Annotated in this window: 1 protein-coding gene; it reads right to left on the bottom strand. The window is 54.3% G+C overall.

All coding sequences use genetic code 11. The annotated features are described in order from the left end of the window. Positions 1 to 33 precede the first annotated feature (33 nt). Complete coding sequence (locus C170_RS04445) at positions 34 to 18,927, bottom strand: non-ribosomal peptide synthase/polyketide synthase (protein ID WP_036606745.1); 18,894 nt, start codon at positions 18,925 to 18,927, stop codon at positions 34 to 36. Positions 18,928 to 18,985: the final 58 nt, after the last annotated feature.

Genomic DNA, 18,985 nt, shown 5'->3' with positions numbered 1-18,985 from the left:
TCGTCTGCAACAATTGGCAATTACTTCTAAAAATTAGAAAATAATATCAATAGCCTCTAGCTCATCTTGCTCCTGTTCGGATTGCCCGTTCAGGGAAATATCCTTGAGCAGCACCGAAGGCTGTTCGCCAATTTGGGTGATGATCACGAGCAGGTCCTGAGCGAAATTGTCGATCAGATTGCGCGTAAACAACTTGGTAGCATATTCAAACTGCCCGTTCATTCCCTCATCCAGCAACGAAATGACCAAGGTAAGGTCAAATTGAGCAACCGCATGCGTTTCCGGATAAGATTCGATCTGGATATCCCCGAAGCTTTGAACGTTATCTTCCTTCGTTTCCAGCGCAAACATGACATCAAATACAGGATTGCGGCTTTGATCTCGCGGCACCTGCAGCTTTTTCACAAGCTCTTCAAACGGATAATCCTGGTGGTCGTAGGCCCCCAGCATCGTTTCTTTGACTTCGTTCAAGTAAGCAAGGAACGTCTTCTCCCCGGATGGATAATGACGAATCGCCAACGTGTTGACAAACATTCCGATGAGCGGCTCCAGGTCGGCATGTGTGCGGCCTGAAACCGGTGTGCCTACAATGAAGTCTTCTTGTCCCGAGTACTTGCTGAGCAGGATTGAATAGGCCGCCGATAACACCATATATAGGGTAGCACCGTTCTCATCGGCAATGCGCTGCAAGTTGTCAGTCATCTGCTTGTCGATACTGAAAGGCAGCACATCTCCCTCAAAGCTGCGAGCGGCAGGTCTGACAAAGTCCGTAGGTAGCTCAAGCGTTGGCAGTTCACCTTCCAGCATGTCCAGCCAGTAGGCTTCCTGGCGTTTCAGCCGTTCTTTTACAGGTTCGGACTGCTGCCAAGTGGCAAATTCCTTGTATTGAATCCGAAGCGGTTCCAGCGTCTCACCGTTATACAGGCGTAGCAGCTCTTCGATGAAGATACCCATCGACATGCCATCCGTGACGATATGATGAATGTCCAGCATAAGCAGATGACGTTCCGCTTCCCATTCAACTAAGCCCACACGCAGCAGCGGCGGCCGCTCCAAATCAAAGACACGTACAAAGGCATCCGCAATGCTTTTCGTTTCACTTTCCGTCGCCTTTGTATACTCGACGGCAAACTCCAAGTCCGAATAAATCCGTTGTACCGGTTCGCCGTCGACCATTTCGAAGCCGGTTCGCAAAACTTCGTGACGAGCGATTAATCCTTTGAGCGCCGCCTCGAATTGATTCCGCTCCAAGCGCCCGACGAGAACCGTCATGCCGGACATGTTGTAACTAAGCTCGGCCCCTTCCATCTGCTGCTGGATGTACAGCCGCTTTTGCACAGAGGAAAGCGGATAATACTCCCTTTTATCCAGAATTGGAATGGAAAGAAACTCCTGCTGCTCCAATCGGCTAATCACTTCAGCCATCGCTTCAATAGTTGAGTACCGGAATACATCGCGCAGTGGCAGGTCCACGTGCAGCTCCTTGTGCACCTTGCTGACCAGCGTCGTCGCCCGCAGCGAGTGACCGCCGAGGTCGAAGAAGTTGTCCGTCACACCAATCGTAACTGACCCAAGCACGTCCTGCCAGATGGAGACCAGTTTCGTCTCCAGATCGGTGCGCGGCGCCACGTATTCGCGTCCTGCACTTGCTCCCTCTTCCGGCGTCGGCAGCGCTTTCCGGTCGATTTTCCCGTTTGGTGTCAGAGGTAAATGCTCCAGCTCCACAAAGTACGACGGGATCATGTAACCCGGCAGCTCGCTGGAGATCGCTCGTTTCAGGTCGGCTGCCGTCAGATCGATATCCATTGTGTAGTATGCGCACAGCGCCTTTTGCTCGTTCGCATCACTTCGAACCAGCACCACCGCTTCGCGTATACCTACCACCCGCAGCAGCTGCGACTCAATCTCACCCGTTTCGATCCGGTAGCCCCGGATTTTCGCTTGATTGTCGATCCGGCCGATGAAGTCCACGTTGCCGTCTTCCATCCACCGCGCCAAGTCCCCCGTGCGATACAACCGCTCACCCACGGTGAAAGGGCTGTCTACAAACTTCTCTTCCGTCAGCTCTGGGCGGTTCAAGTACCCACGTGCCACACCGACTCCGCCGATAACCAATTCGCCCAGTACGCCGACTGGCACCGGGTTCAGATGTGCATCCACGATGTAAAACTTCGCATTCAACCACGCTTTGCCAATCGGGACATGGCCTGTCTGCGGCAGTTTCGCCAACTCCTCGTCATAGAAACTGGAGTCAATTGCCGCTTCCGTCACACCGTAGGCATTAATAATGCGGAACGACGAGCCAAACCGCTCCTGCAAGGTACGGTAATCCGCTACACTGCAGCTGTCCGAGCTTGTGATCAACAGCTCCATACCGCTTAACTTTTGCCCCTGCTCATGCACGTATTCCATAAACGGCACGACCAGTGCTGGTGTTGATTCAAAGATCGTCACTTGCTCCTGCTCTATCCAGTGGTGCAGACGAGATGGATCAATCCGGTCGTCCTTCGGTACAATGACCATGGTGCCTCCGTTATACAACGTGCGTGCGATATCGCCCACGAAAACATCAAATGAGAAGCTTGCGAGTTGCAACAGTCGCACCGGAAACTGATCCAACCGGTATTCCCGTCGGTAGCCCGCTGCCGTGTTCACTAGGCTGCGATGCTCGATCATCACGCCTTTTGGCTTGCCCGTCGTTCCCGACGTGTAGATGACGTACGCCAGATCCTCCGGACGGGCTTCATGGAAGCTGTCCATATCGACAACATCAACATCATTTGGATGACTCTCGCCACCACCGTTCACAGCCCCCGTTAGCTTGCCGTTGACTCGATCGGGAGCACTGTTGGAGCCTTGGCCAAAGTCCATTGGCACATTGCTTCGTTCCTCGCTGTATGACGTTTCGTCGTCGAGATACAGCACCGTCGCCAGTGCCAGTTCCTCTTCACCGAGCCAGGCTTCGGCACGCTCTCGCAGCGGCGTTTGCGTCAGCAGCACCTTCGCTCCGCTGTCTTCCAGCATGAACCGCACACGGTCCACCGGATAATCCGGGTCAAGCGGTACATACGCCCCGCCTGCTTTCCAGACGGCCAGCACGGCCACCAACAGGTCCACCGAACGCTCGGCGAGAATGCCGACGATTGACTCCCGGCTGATGCCGCTTGTGCGCAGCGTGGCCGACAGGCGGTTCGCCCGCTCGTTCAGCTCCGCATACGTCAGCCGATCGTTTTCGTAAACGACAGCTTCAGCTTCCGGCGTGTGTTCCGCCTGTTCCTCGAACAGTCGATGGAACGCTGCCATAAGAGCCTCTTCCGGTTGCGCAGGGTTAAACGCGCCGACAATCTGCTCTTTTTCCTCTGCCGTTAACAAGTTCAGCTCGGCAATAGTCGCCGACGGGTTGCAGAGAATGGATTCAAGCAGCTGCAAGTAGTGAACAGCCAATTTCTCCACCGTTTCGGTTTTGTATAGAGCTGTGGCGTATTCAAACAGATATTCCAAGCCGTCCTCAATCTCCGTAACGTCCAAGCTGAGATCGAATTTGGAAACAATTTCTTCGCTGGCATACGTCGACAAATGCAGTCCCGGAAGCTGGATTTCCACATTTTCTGTATTCTGCAAAGCAAACATCGTATCGAACAGTGGATGACGGCGTAGATCACGAGCCACGTTTACCTTATCCACCAGTTCCTCAAACGGATAATTCTGATGTTCAAAAGCACTCAGCGTTGTCTCCTTGATCTCCTTCAAGTAGTCAAGGAACGTTTTACCGGCAGCCGGGTAACTTCGGATGGCCAAAGTATTAACGAACATCCCGATCAGCGGTTGAACGTCGCTATGATTTCTGCCCGCAATCGGCGTACCTACCACCACGTCTTCCTGACCTGAATATTTATGCAGAAGCACGTTATATGCCGCAAGCAGAACCATGTAAAGCGTTGCGCCGTTTTCAGCTGCAAGCCGTTTCAGACCTTCGCTTTTCTCAATATTCATAAACAATTGCAGCGTGCGGCCCTCATAGCTCTGCATAGCCGGGCGCGGATAGTCCGTTGGCATTTCCAGAACTGGCAGTTCTCCGCGGAACATGTCAATCCAGTAGGCTTCCTGCTTGGCAAGTTGCGTTTTCTGCTCGTCCGATTGCTGCCATACTGCATAATCTTTGTACTGAATGCGGAGTGGCTTGAGCGGCTCCCCGCTGTACAAGTGCACAAACTCTTCGATCAGTACGTCCATTGAAACGCCGTCCGATACGATATGATGTGTATCGAACATCAGGATGTGCCGGTCCGGCGCGAGTTCGGCAATGCCCACCCGCAGAAGTGGCGGCTTCGCTAGATCAAACGCACGAACAAATTGGCGCACCGTTTCTTCCGCCTGCTCCCCGCTGATCTGCACATATTCCACCTGGAAGGTGACTTCTTCGTAAATCCGCTGAACCGCTTCGCCTTCAACCATCTCAAAGCTGGTACGCAGCGTTTCATGACGAGCTACAAGCTCGCGGAACGCTTCTTCAAACCGCTGCCGGTTGAGCTGCCCTTTGAGCAGCATAGCTCCCGGTATATTGTAGCTCAGCTCGCCTCCTTCCAGCTGGTTCAAGATATAGAGACGTTTCTGCGCAGAAGAGAGCGGATAATACTCGCTAGGTTCCGCAGCCGGAATAGCCATAAACGAGCCGATCTCCAAATGCTCCATAGCCACAGCCATTTCCTCAACTGTCGAGTAGCGGAATACGTCGCGAAGCGGGAATTGGGCGCCCAGCTCCTTATGCATTTTGCTGACAAGTGTTGTCGCCCGCAGGGAGTGTCCTCCGAGGTCGAAGAAGTTGTCCGTTACGCCTACCGCCTTATCCCGAACAAGTACCTCCTGCCAAATGGCGGCCAGTTTTGCCTCCAGTTCGGTGCGCGGCGCCACGTAATCGCAGCCTCCGCCTGCTCCCCCTGCCGGCGCTGGTAGCGCCTTCCGGTCAATTTTCCCATTCGGCGTTAGAGGCAATTGCTCCAGTTCGACGAAGTACGACGGAATCATGTATCCCGGTAGCTCGCTGGAGATCGCCCGTTTCAAATCTGCCGCCGTCAAGCCTTCTTCCACTGTATAATAAGCGCACAACGCTTTCTGCCCTTCTTGATCTTCCCTGACAACAACGACCGCTTCCTTCACGCCACCTACACTCAGCAGCTTTGCTTCGACTTCGCCCGTCTCGATCCGGTAACCCCGGATTTTCGCCTGGTTATCGATCCGCCCGATGAAGTCCACGTTGCCGTCCTCCATCCACCGCGCCAAATCTCCCGTGCGATACAACCGCTCACCCGCAGTGAAAGGACTGTCTACAAACTTCTCTTCCGTCAGCTCTGGACGGTTCAAGTACCCGCGCGCCACACCGAATCCGCCGATAACCAATTCGCCCAACACACCGACCGGCACCGGGTTCAGGTACGCATCCACGATGTAAAACTTCGCATTCAACCACGCTTTGCCAATCGGTACATGGCCTGTCTGCGGCAGCTTCGCCAACTCCTCATCATAGAAACTGGAGTCAATTGCCGCTTCCGTCACGCCGTAGGCGTTGATGATGCGGAACGACGAACCAAACCGTTCCTGCAAGGTCCGGTAATCTGCCACACTGCAGCTGTCCGAGCTTGTAATCAACAGCTCCATACTGCTTAACTCTAGTCCCTGCTCATGCACGTATTCCATGAACGGCACGATCAGTGCCGGCGTTGATTCAAAGATCGACACTTGCTCCCGTTCTATCCAGTAGTGCAGACGAGACGGATCAATCCTGTCGTCCTTCGGTACAATCACCATGGTCCCTCCGTTGTACAGCGTCCGCGCGATATCACCCACGAACACGTCAAACGAGAAACTGGCGAGTTGCAACAGCCTTACCGGGAACTGATCCAACCGGTATTCCCGTCGGTAACCCGCTGCCGTGTTCACCAGGCTGCGGTGCTCGATCATCACGCCTTTTGGCTTGCCCGTCGTTCCCGACGTGTAGATGACGTACGCCAGATCCTCCGGACAGGCTTCATGGAAGCTGCCTATACCGACAACATCAACATCATTTGGGTGACTCTCATTACGGTCGTTCACAGCACCCGTTAGCTTGCCGTTGACTGGATTGGGAGCACTGCTGGAGCCTTGGCCGAAGTCCATCAGTGCATTCGCTCGGTCTTCGCTGTATGACGTTTCGTCGTCAAGATACAGCACCGTCTCCAGTGCTAGTTCCTCTTCGCCGAGCCAGGATTCCGCACGCTCTCGCAGCAGCGTTTGTGTCAGTAGTACCTTCGCTCCGCTGTCTTCCAGCATGAACCGCACGCGGTCCGCCGGATAATCCGGGTCAAGCGGTACATACGCCCCTCCCGCTTTCCAGACGGCCATTACGGCCACCAGCAAGTCCACCGAACGCTCGGCGAGAATGCCAACGATTGACTCCCGGCCGATGCCATTTGCACGCAGCGTTGCCGACAGGCGGTTCGCCCGCTCGTTCAACTCCGCATACGTCAGCCGATCGTTCTCGTACACGACAGCTTCCTCTTCCGGTATGCGCTCCGCCTGTTGCTCGAACAGTCGATGGAACGCTGCCACTGGAGCCATTTCCGGCTGCACCGGATTAAACACGCCGACAATTTCTTCTTTTTCCGCTGCCGTCAAAAGCTCTAACTCATGTACACGAACATTCGGATTAGCCGCAACCTGCTCCAATGCACGGGCAAAATGACCGTGGATCTGCCTGATGTCTTGCTCTCTAAATGTCAGTGCATTGTACGTAAACCGCAGCAAAATATGCTCTTCCGGAATGACGGTAATGTCCAGATCGTAGTTCGTTTGTTCCGGCGATTGGATATTAGCGATTTTCAGCGCTTCTTGTCCTCCGCCGACAACCTGCTCAATCTGTTCTTCCATCGGATAATTTTCAAAGACCATAATATGGTTGATCAAGTCGCTCTTTTGCTCGCTCAGCGACTGAATTTCGAAGAGCGGGAACGTTTCGTAAGCTCCCGATGTCAGCGCTTGATCCTGGGTTTTTCTCAAAATATCAGCTACCGTCTCCTCGGCTTTACCTTGAATACGGACGGGGATCGTATTAATAAACAGACCGATCATGCTTTCGATACCCGGAATCTCCGCCGGACGCCCGGATACGACGGAGCCAAATACAACATCTTCGCTGTTGTTGTATACCTGCAGAACCAGTCCCCATACGGTCTGCATGAATGTATTAAGCGTCACCTGATGCTGGCGCGCCACCCGCTCGATTTGCCCAGTCAGTTCCTTGCTGAGTTCCACATCGATCTCAGCTGCTTCAAAAGTGCCCTGCTTCAGCCCTGTTTTCTCCCGAGGCAGCTTGGTCTGCTGATCATAACCCGCCAAATACTCGGACCAGTAACGCGAAGCTTTCGCGGCATCTTGAGCTTCCAGCCATTCGATATACCGAGAGTACGAGGTAACCGGAGGAAGCTCCAGCGTCCGTTGCTCCTGGAACGCGAAGTAGGTGTCGAACACTTCCTTGATCATTAAGGACATGCACCAGCCGTCCAACAAAATGTGATGGTGACTCCAGATCACTTGGTAGGACTCGTCGCCCGTACGCAAAACTGTAACGCGCATCAGAGAGCCTTGGGCCAAATTGAACTTGTTCGCTTTATCCGCGCTGACAAAATCGGCTATCGTCTTCTCCGGGTGTTCATCTCTTGCCGAGCGAATATCTTCAAAGTACACTTCACACTTCCGCTCGCGGAATACCACTTGAATCGGCTCGTCTCTCCAGCCGGTAATAAAATTGGTCCGCAGCGCCTCATTTCGCTGTACCAGCGTATCCAATCCGCGGGTGAAGGCTTCCACATTCAGGCTTCCATACAGATCGAAGGTCACCTGTTCGAAGTAGGCTTCCGAATCGGCATCCAGCAAGCTGTGGAACAACATCCCTTTTTGCAGCGGAGTAAGGGTGTATACATTCTCCAGTTCGCCGAGTGCCGTCGTATGTTCTGACAGCCGCTCCAGTTCCTCCACCGTCACATCTTGAAGCAGTACGTCACTAGGCGTAAGCTCCGGCCGCTCTTTCGATACGCAATGGCTGATGACTTCAAGCAAACTCGATTGAAGCAGGGTGCCCAGGCGCTCAACCGTCTCCCGTTGATACTGGGTTTCCCCATAACGGATCGTAAGTTCCAACACGCCTTCCGATACCATACCGTTGATATCGAGGACATAATTCATCACAGCATTCGGGCTTGAATCGGAGCCCGGACTGAACGGAGACGGCTGCGAGCCGCTGCTTTCGTAATCCTGGTCGAACTGACCCAGATAGTTGAAACTGATCTCCGGCTCTAAAGCAAAGCGCTCGCCGTCATGCGGCGCCGACAAATAACGCAGGATGCCGTAGCCGATTCCTTTGTTCGGAATGCGGCGCAAGTTTTCTTTCACCTGTTTCACCTGATGACCGAGCGCCTGGACGTGACCCGGCTCCAGAACGACAGGGAATTGGCTTGTAAACCAGCCTACCGTCCGCGTAATGTCCACATCCGGCAAAAGTTCTTCCCGACCGTGGCCTTCGAGATTCACCAGCACGCGTTCCCGACCGCTCCAAGCTTGTACCGCGAGGCCAAGCGCGGCAAGCAGCAAATCGTTCATTTCCGTATGGTAAGCACGGTGTGCCTGCTTCAGCAGCTGTTCGGTTTCCTCCGCCGTCCAGCGGACGGTCACGAGCCCGCTGTCCTTCAGCTTGGATGTGCCTTGTTCAAAATCTTTTGGAAGCGGCTCATAGGTCAATTGCTCGAGATGCTGCCAATACGCTCTCTCGCTTTCCATCGCCGGACCGTTCGCATAATCAGCGAGCTGTTTCGCCCACGTTTGGAATGAATCCGTTTTGAGCGGCAGACGGATCAGCTGCCCTTGCAGCGCCTGCTCATAGCCGACAGCAAAATCCTCAAGCAGAATCCGCCAGGATACGCCGTCTACGACCAAGTGGTGGATCGCGATCAGCAGATGATCTCCATCCGTACAGCGGAACAAGCCGAGCTTCAGCAAAGGCCCTGCCTGCAGGTCAATGCTGCGCTGAAGCTCGTTCGCCTTGGCTTCGATCGCCTGCGCGCAGTCCGTCATTCCACGGAAATCGATCACTTCCAGGTTGTAGAGCTCGCCATCGCTTTCCGCGATGCCCCGGTTCCATGCCGCATACCCGCTCTCGGTCCGGCTGAAGACGAGGCGCAGCGCATCGTGATGCTCGGCCAGCTTCCGCACGGCCTGACGAAGCGCCGCTTCGTCATAGCCTTCCTCCCGGTACAGCATCACCGCCTGGTTAAAGTGGTGCAGCTCGGCGAACGACTGCTCGAAGAACCAGCGCTGAATCGGCGTCAGCCCCGTCTCTCCCGTAGCTGCCCCCTGATCGGCGCGTCTTAAGACCGACTGGAGATACGGGCTTAATTCCGCTACGGTCGGATATTTGAACAAATGCTTAATTTCCAGCTTGTACCCGGCCTGATGTAGCCTGGACGACACCTGGATCGATTTAATTGAATCCCCGCCGAGTTCGAAGAAATTGTCCATCACGCCGATCGGACGACCCGTTCCCAGCACCTTTTGCCACACCGCAACCAACGTCTGCTCCGCCGCCGTCCGGGGCGCCACGTATTCCGTTCCAACGAGCATACTGCTTTCCGGTGCGGGCAGCGCCTTGCGGTCGAGCTTCCCGCTGTGTGTGAGGGGCATCCGCTCCAGCTGCACGAAGTAGGACGGAATCATGTACGCAGGCAGATCCTCCGCCAGCGCGCTTCGCAGCTCGCTCGCCGCAAGCGGCTTGTCCGCCACGAAGTACGCGCAGAGCTGCTTCTGACCGGCTTCGTCCTCTCTGGCGATGACAACCCCCTCTTGGACGGACGCCGCTTTCAGGACCTGCGCCTCCACTTCGCCGAGTTCGATCCGGTACCCGCGGATTTTCACCTGATGGTCGATCCGGCCCATATACTCGATGTTGCCGTCCGGCAGCCATCTGGCCAGATCGCCCGTCCGGTACATCCGCCCGCCCGGCGCAAACGGACACTCTACGAATTTCTCCGCGGTCAGCTCGGGACGGTTCAAGTAGCCTCTAGCCAGACCTTCGCCCGCGATGCACAACTCGCCCGGCACGCCGACCGGCTGCAGCGCTGTCGTCCCTTCCTTGACAATATGCAGCCGGATGTTCGAGATCGGCTTGCCGATCGGCACCGATACATTCGCCTCTTCCGGTCCGCAATCGTAGTACGAGACATCAACCGTCGCTTCCGTAGGCCCATAAAGGTTGATCAGCTGCGCTTGATTCACGGATGACGAAATCCACTGCCAGAACCGGCTCACATGCGACGTCGCCAGCGCTTCCCCGCTTGCAAACACCCGTTTCAGCGAAGACAGCTTGTTACCCAGATCTTCGCTCGGCTGACGCTCGACATATTCGAGGAAGACGTGCAGCATCGACGGCACAAAGTGCATCGTGGTGACGGCTTGCCGTTCGATCGTGTCCAGAATCGTCTCGGGATTCTTCTCTCCGCCCGGCGGCAGCAAGCAAACTTTGGCCCCCGTCCAAGCCCACCAAAACAGCTCCCACACGGAAACGTCGAAGGTGATCGCCGTCTTTTGCAGAATCGTATCCCTGGAGTCGATCGGGTATGCATTCTGCATCCACAGCAGCCGGTTGATCACCGGACGGTGCTCCACCATGACGCCTTTGGGCTTGCCTGTCGAGCCCGATGTGTAAATGACGTAGGCCAAGTGCTCCGGTCCGCTCGCCGGCTCCAGGTTCGAGCCGTCTTCATCATACGCGGATGGATCGTTCAGATCGACGAGCGATAGACCACCAAGTGGCTCGGTCCCGGCAAATGACGCGCTTTCCCGCAAATGGCTCTGGATCAGCAGCAGCCTAGCGCACGAATCTTCGAGCATGTAGCGGATACGCTCCTGCGGGAATTGCGGGTCGATCGGCACGTAGGCGCCCCCGGCCTTCAAGATCGCATAGATGCCGACAATCATCTCCAGCGAGCGCTCGGCCATGATCGCGATCGGCTGATCGGCCTGCGCGCCAGAGGCACGCAAGGATCGCGCCAGCCGGTTCGCCCGCTCGTTCAACTCCCGGTAAGTCAGGCGGCTGTCCTCATAGACAACGGCCACCTGCTCCGGCGTTCGCTCTGCTTGCTCCTCGAACAGCTCGTGGATCGTTCTCTCTCTCCACGACTCATCCGCTTCCAAGCCTGGACCCTCTGAGGCGGATTGCTTCGCTAGAGCCGAAGACGACACGGCAAACCCGACCAGTAAATCATGCTTTTCGCTGTCCTTCAAGATGTTCAAATCCGAGATCCTCGCACCCGGCTGAGCTAGGATCGATGCCAAAAGCTGCTCGTAATGACCCGCCAGCCGTACCATCGTTTCCTGTCTAAACAACGAGGTAGCGTACTCGATCTTGCAAACCAGCTCGTTACCCTCTTCCACGATATCCAGGCTAAGATCAAACTTTGCTCTCTTTTCCTCGATGTCAAACAGCGACCATTGCAAGCCTTCCAGGGCTAAATCCAGACTTTCGTGCTTTTGCAAAGAAAACATGGTGTCAAACAGCGGATTCCGGCTTAAATTCCGGCTCACCTGAAGAGCTTCTACCAGCTCCTCGAACGGATAGTCCTGGTGCTCGTAGGCTCCAAGCGTTGTTTCCTTCACATCCTGCAAGTAATCCAGGAACATCTGTTCTGCCGTCGGACCCAAGCGAAGGGCCAGCGTATTTACAAACATGCCGATAATCGGTTGTAGGTCGGCGTGAGAACGAGCGGCAATCGGAGTGCCGACTACGATATCTTCCTGTCCCGCGTATTTATGAAGCAATACGGAGTAAGCAGCCAGCAGAAGCATGTACAGCGTCGCCCCCGAATCTCCGGCAAGCCGTTTTAGAGCTTCGCTTTTCTCCGCATCCAGCGCAAACGTGAGCGTTTGACCGTCAAACTGTCGGACGGCTGGGCGGGAAAAGTCAAGAGGCAGCTCAAGAACCGGAAGCTCGGATCTGAATACCCCGCGCCAGTATTCCTCCTGCCGTTTGATACGCTGACATTGCTCGTCGGATTGCTGCCAAACGGCGTAATCCTTGTATTGAATCCGCAGCTCCGGCAATTCTTCCCCATTGTAAAGCCCCACAAATTCGCGTAGTAGCACGTCCATGGAAAGACCGTCGGAACCAATATGATGCATATCCAGCGCAAGCAGGAATTTCTCTTTCTCAAGTATGATCAGCAGGGCGCGCAGCAAAGGCGCCTGGGTCAAGTCAAAAGGCTGAATGAAGCCTTCCAGAATGGCCGCGACCTGATCTTTGCTTGCTTGAAGCTTCTCGACCTTGAAATCTACGAGCGGATGAATACGCTGAACCGGCTCTCCATTCACGATTTCAAAACCGGTGCGCAGCATATCGTGCCGGGCCACCAAAGTAGTCAGCGCCTTTTCCATTTTGGCCTCGTTCAAATTCCCTTTCAATTGCAAGGCGCTCGGGATGTTGTAATTCAGCTCCGAGCTATCTAGCTGGTGCAGGACATACAGCCTTTTTTGCGCAGAGGAAACTGGATAGTACGCTTTCTCTTCCGCTTTTGGAATCGAGCTGTGCTCTGATTCTTCCAAGCTGGCAATAGCCCCGGCCATCGATTCTACCGTCATATAGCGGAACACATCGCGCAGCGGAAGTTCAACGTTCATTTCCTTCCGAATCTTGCTGACAAGGTTTGTCGCCCGCAAGGAATGCCCTCCGAGCTCAAAGAAATTGTCCAGGACTCCAATGCCGGAGTTGCCCAGCACTTCCTCCCAGATCTTCACAAGCTGGGACTCCGTAAGGTTACTAGGGGCTACGTATTCGACGCCTGTTTGCAAGCTACCTTGCGGCTCCGGCAGCGCTTTGCGGTCCACTTTGCCGTTAGATGTCAGCGGCATGCGCTCCAGCTGCACGAAATACGACGGGATCATGTATCCCGGCATTCCCTGTGCCAGCGAGGTTCTCATTTCGCTGACTGTCAGCGTCCGGTCTGCAACAAAGTAGGCAACAAGTGCCTTCTCTCCCTCGTTGTCCTGACGGGCGAGCACCACCGCTTCTTCCACGCCCTCCACGTTCAGAAGTTGCGTCTCGATTTCGTCCAGCTCGATCCGGTACCCGCGGATTTTGACCTGATGGTCGATCCGGCCGAGGTATTCAATGTTGCCGTCCGGTAGCCATGCCGCCAAGTCGCCTGAGCGATACAGTTTTTCCCCCTCCGCAAACGGGGAATCAACGAACCTTTCCGCCGTCAAATCCGGTCGATTCAGGTATCCTCTTGCCAGGCCTTCACCGGCCACGTACATTTCGCCTGCTACGCCGATCGGAACAGGACGACGGTTTTCATCCAGAACATACACGCTCAGCGTCGGGATCGGCTTGCCGATATTACTCTTTGCCGCCTCCATCTCGATCCATGTAATTTCCTTATACGTCACGTGAACCGTCGTCTCGGTAATACCGTACATATTGATCAGCTTTGTCTCCGGGTACTTCGTCTTGAAACCCTTGAGCAACAGCGGGCTGAGTGCTTCGCCGCCAAAGATGACGTTGCGAATCCGCAGATTGTACGGATGGTCCGCTAAAACCTCACGCAGCAGTTGGTAGAAATATGTTGGCGTCTGGTTCAAAATCGTGACCCGTTCGCGGCTCAGCAGTGCCAAGAACTCGGCTGGATTTTTCGCCGTAAGTGGCGGTACGATAACCAGCTTTCCTCCATTCAGAAGTGCTCCGTACATCTCCCAGACGGAGAAATCGAAGCAGAACGAGTGGAATAACGTCCACGTGTCGGACGGCCCAAAGTCGAACAGGTTCTTGTCGTTGAACAAAAGGCGCACGACGTTTTTATGCTCAATCAACGTGCCTTTGGGTTTGCCGGTCGTTCCCGATGTGTAGATGACATAAGCCAAGTTACCCGGGCCAGAAATTGGTTCCAGATTCGAATCGTCCAGTGCATCAGCGGAGTCCGCCCCTTTGTCGCCCCAAACGAAATCGTCCAATTCAAGGCGCGTTCCTGCGAAATCGGTCTTCTCATGCAAATGCTTTTGAATCAGCAATAACGGTGCGCCCGAATCCTCAATCATGAAGCGGATGCGTTCCTCCGGGTAGTCGGGATCGACAGGCACGTAGGCTCCGCCCGCTTTGAGAATCGCCAGAATGCCGACGACCATATCAAGTGAACGTTCGGCCAGAATCGCTACCAACTGATCCGCTTCGACTCCTGTCTCCCGCAGCTTACGCGCAAGGCGGTTGGATCGCTCGTTCAGTTCGTGGTAGCTCAACAGCCGCTCATTCATGACGACGGCCACGTTATCCGGGTAAAGCTTCGCCTGCTCTTCGAACAAGCCATGAATCGTCTGCTGCCGTGGGTAGTCTGCCTCCGAATCATTAAAACCGCGCACCAGTTCACGGATTTCCTGCTCGGTTAGCATTTCCAGCGAAGCAATATCCCCTTCCGGCGCTGTTGCGATAGTTTCGAGTAGCTTGTCATAATGTCTGGCGAACCGCTCCGCGGTCTCCTGTTTATACAAAGCCGTAGCGTACTCCAACCGGCATTCGAGCTGACCATCCAGCTCCGAAATATCCAGAAGCAGCTCGAACTTGGACGTTCGGTTTTCCAACGGATAAAACGATTGCTCCAGCCCCTCGATGACAATTTGCTCATTCTCCGTATTTTGCAGAGAGAAGAACGTATCAAAGAGCGGATTCCGGCCGGTCGCGCGCGGAATATGAAGACTTTCCACCAAATCTTCGAACAAATAATTTTGGTGTTCAAAAGCCCCGAGTGTGATTTCCTTCATTTCTTCCAGGTACTTAAGGTACGGCTTGGAACGCTCCGGATGGCTGCGAATGGCAAGCGTGTTGATAAACATACCTACGATTGGCTGCACTTCTTCCTGCGTTCTTCCGGCAATCGGGGTTCCCACGATCAGATCTTCCTGACCCGAGTATTTATGCATAAGGATCGAGTAAGCAGACAACAGCACCATGTACAGGGTCGTGCCCGTCCGTGCGGCCAGTTCTTTCAGCTTCTCCGTCCGTTCTTTCCCAATATCAAACTTCACGGTCCGGCCGTCAAAACTTTGCACCGCAGGCCGCGGGAAGTCCGTCGGAAGTTCCAATACAGGCAGCTCGCCCGACAGCTGTTCCAGCCAGTACTCCTTCTGCGGCTGGATCAACTGCCCGTAGGCTTCGGAATGCTGCCAAACGGCATAATCTTTGTATTGAATACGCAACGGAGCCAGCTCCTCACCCCGATACAGGCGGCTGAACTCGTCGAAAAGCAATGCTGTCGAGATGCCATCCGAGACGATGTGATGCATATCGAACAACAGGATGTGGCGATCCTCGGCGACTTCGATCAGGCCGATGCGAAGAAGTGGCGGCTTGGTCAGATCAAACGGGTGATAGTATGCTTCCACCACATGGTCCACTTCTCGCTCGCTCGCCTGGAAATAATCTACAGCAAACTCCAACTCGTCATAGATGCGCTGCACAAGCTCGCCTTGAACCTGCTCGATCCCGGTACGCAGCGTCTCATGGCGCTGAATCAGCGCCCGGAACGCGTACTCTACACGCGTGCGGTCCAGCTTGCCTTCGAGAAGAAGCGCCGCCGACATATTGTAGCTACGCTCGGCCGCGTCAAGCTGGCGCAGGACGTACAGACGCTTTTGCTCGGATGAAACCGGATAGTACTCGGTCTCTGCCGCCTTTGTAATCTCATACGTTTCTTGCTGCTTTAAACCGCTAATTCTTTGGGCAAGCTGTTCGATCGTGGTGTAGCGGAAAACGTCCCGCAGCGGAACCTCGACTTGCAGCTCTTTTCGAATCTTGGAAACAAGCGCGGAGGCCCGCAAGGAATGACCACCCAGGTCAAAGAAATCGTCTTGGACTCCAACTCGCACAATACCTAGGACCTGCTGCCAAATAAGAGCAAGTCTTGTTTCCAGCGTTGTGCGAGGAGCCACATACTCACGGCCGGCTTCTATCTCTCCGGTCGGCTCAGGTAGCGCTTTACGGTCAATCTTGCCATTCGGTGTGAGCGGAAGCTGATCAAGAGACACCAGTCGGGCCGGGACCATATGGGCAGGCAGCTCTTGTTTCAATTGGGACAGCAGATCGCTCAGCTGCAAGGAAACATCCCCCGCCACGTAACCGCACAAATACTTTTGCCCCTGCTCATCCGTACGGTCAGTCACCACAGCCTGCTTGACCCCCGCGAAACTGAGCAGGACCGTTTCAATTTCGCCGAGTTCGATCCGGAACCCGCGAATTTTCACCTGATAGTCGATCCGGCCGATGAAGTCAACGTTGCCGTCTTCCAGCCAGCGGGCCAAATCTCCTGTCCGATACAGACGTTCTCCAGGCACAAACGGGCTGTCTGCAAACTTCTCGGTGGTTAGGTCCGGACGGTTCCAATACCCGCGCGCCACCCCGGCGCCGCCGATGACAAGCTCCCCCGGAACCCCTACAGGAACCGGCTTTAACCCGGCATCTACAATGTAAAACCGGGCGTTCAGCCAGGCTTTGCCGATCGGCACATGACCCAACGATGGCAGCTTGTCCAGCGGCTCATCGTAAAAACTGCTGTCAATGGCCGCTTCGGTAACGCCGTAGCTGTTGATGATGCGGAATTGTCCGCCGAATCTTTCCTGCAGCATTCGGTAATCGGTGACACTGCAAGCATCCGAGCTGGTAATCAGCAAATGCATGGAGCTGACGTCCAGCCCTTCTTCATAAATATGCTGCATGAACGGCAGGATAAGCGCAGGTGTCGATTCAAATACCGTAATGTTTTGGTCCCGAATCCAGCCGTATAAGCGGTTCGGATCAATCCGGTCATCCTTTGGCACAATTACCATCGTTCCTCCGTTATACAGCGTCCGCGCGATGTCTCCAACGAACACGTCAAACGAGAAGCTCGCCAGTTGCAGCAACCGCACCGGGAACTGATCCAACCGGTACTCACGGCGGTACGCATCCGCCGTATTCATGAGGCTACCATGCTCGATCATGACGCCTTTTGGACGTCCCGTCGTACCGGAGGTGTAAATCACATAAGCCAAGTCTTGTGGGGCACTGTCAGCAGATTCAAATTCCACGGCTGAGGTATCCCCGTTATACATCTGTTCATCGTCCATCGCATAGACAGCTTGAAGCTTCAGCCGGTCATCGGCCAGCCAACCTCCGGCCCCCTCCAACAGATGACGCTGCGTAAGCAGCACCGATGCTTCGCTATCGCTGAGCATGTACTCAATCCGCTCCGCTGGATAATCGGGGTCCAGTGGTACATAAGCTCCGCCGGCTTTCCATACGGCGAGCACACCGACCAGAAGTTCCACCGAACGCTCTGCCCAGATCCCCGTAATCGTCTCCCTTCCCACGCCCTGTTCACGAAGGAGCGCAGCCAGCCGCTCAGCGCGTTTGTTCAATTCGCCGTAAGTCAGCTTTTTGTCCATGTAAACAACTGCCGGGTGATCCGGAATGTCTCGGGCAAACTTTTCGACATACCGATGAAACGCTATTCCCTCGCTCAGTGCTGCCACCGGCGGGTTAAACACGTCCAGAATACGGTGTCTCTCCTCATCGCTCAACAGAGAAATCTCGCTCACCCGCAGTTCCGGAGTCTCAAGAAACTGGTCCAAAACGGTTACATACTGTTCCATAATGCGATCAATCTCGGTCGTCTCGAACAGGCCGGTACGATAGGAAGCATGGAGAATGACATGGCCTTCATTCAGCATATGGTCGAAGCGCAGCAGTAGATCGTCCATCTCGTGTCTAGCAAAGTGAGCCTCCAGACGTACCTTGATTTCTTCGTACTCCACGATTTTCAAAGGTAGATATTCCAGAGACGTGCGGAACAACTCCGAAAGATCGTTGCGGCCGTGTTGTTCGCGTAAATCCTGAATCAATTGGTTATAAGGATATTTCTGATGCCGCAGATCCGCCGTATTTTCCTTGGAAACGGTTTGGATCAAGGAAAGCACGGACCCAACTGGATTCAGACTAATCCGCGTAGCCACGGTGCTGACGAACATACCGATCGTTTCTTTTTCCTTCTTGCTCGTGCGATTGGCAAAAACCGTGCCGACTGGAACATCGGTGCTGTCGGTCAGCTTATACAATAAGACGTACATGGCGGACAAAAATAACGTATATAAACTAACCTGATATTGTTCGCTAAAAGCCAGAATGCGGTCATAGCGGGAACCATCCAAAGTGATGGAACGTTTATTCGATTCGCTACCAATCGAGAATGGCGGAACTGATTTAATGCCGCTCGTTTCAGGCAAAGTCTTGTACTTGGTTAGCCAATATTCCTTGCCTTTTTGATAACGCTGCGATTGCTCATATTCATGCTCAGTTGAAATATAATCCAGATAGGATGGGGCCTGGTAACTGCTGAAGATGCCATTGCGCAGTTCCAGGTATTTTTCCATCACCGCATGCAGCAAAGCAGTGACGGACAAGCCATCGGCGATGATATGATTTATAGTCAAATTAAGCCATACTTGGCCGTTCGCAAAATGGATCATCGTAAATTGATAGAGGTGTTCGTCGAACACACTCGCCGGTTTTTCGGTTACTTCTTTCACCCAAGCATAGAATTGTTCGGTTGTGCCTATTTCGAGGTGGCTTATCCTGGTTTGGACATTCTCCAGCTCTTCGAACCACTGCGTTGGATTTTGCATATCCCCGCTAATGCGGATTCGGAAAGCGTCATAGGTTTTTACAATCTCTGCCGCCGCTTGCTCAAGCAGCTTGGTGTCGATCTCGCCCGTAATCTGGTAGGTCGCGGAAAGCATCGTGATGGATGTGCCCGGATTCATAATTTCCATGAACCATATCCGGCGCTGGGCTTGCGTTAATCCATATTGCTTGTTCGTATTCTCTCTCACATCGACACACTCCCGTATTAGAGATTGTTTGTAGATAGGCTTTATACCTGAATATCAG

It is taken from the genome of Paenibacillus sp. FSL H7-689 (assembly GCF_000517905.1).
GTDB lineage: Bacteria > Bacillota > Bacilli > Paenibacillales > Paenibacillaceae > Paenibacillus > Paenibacillus amylolyticus.
This window is presented reverse-complemented; position numbering and strand designations above follow the sequence as displayed.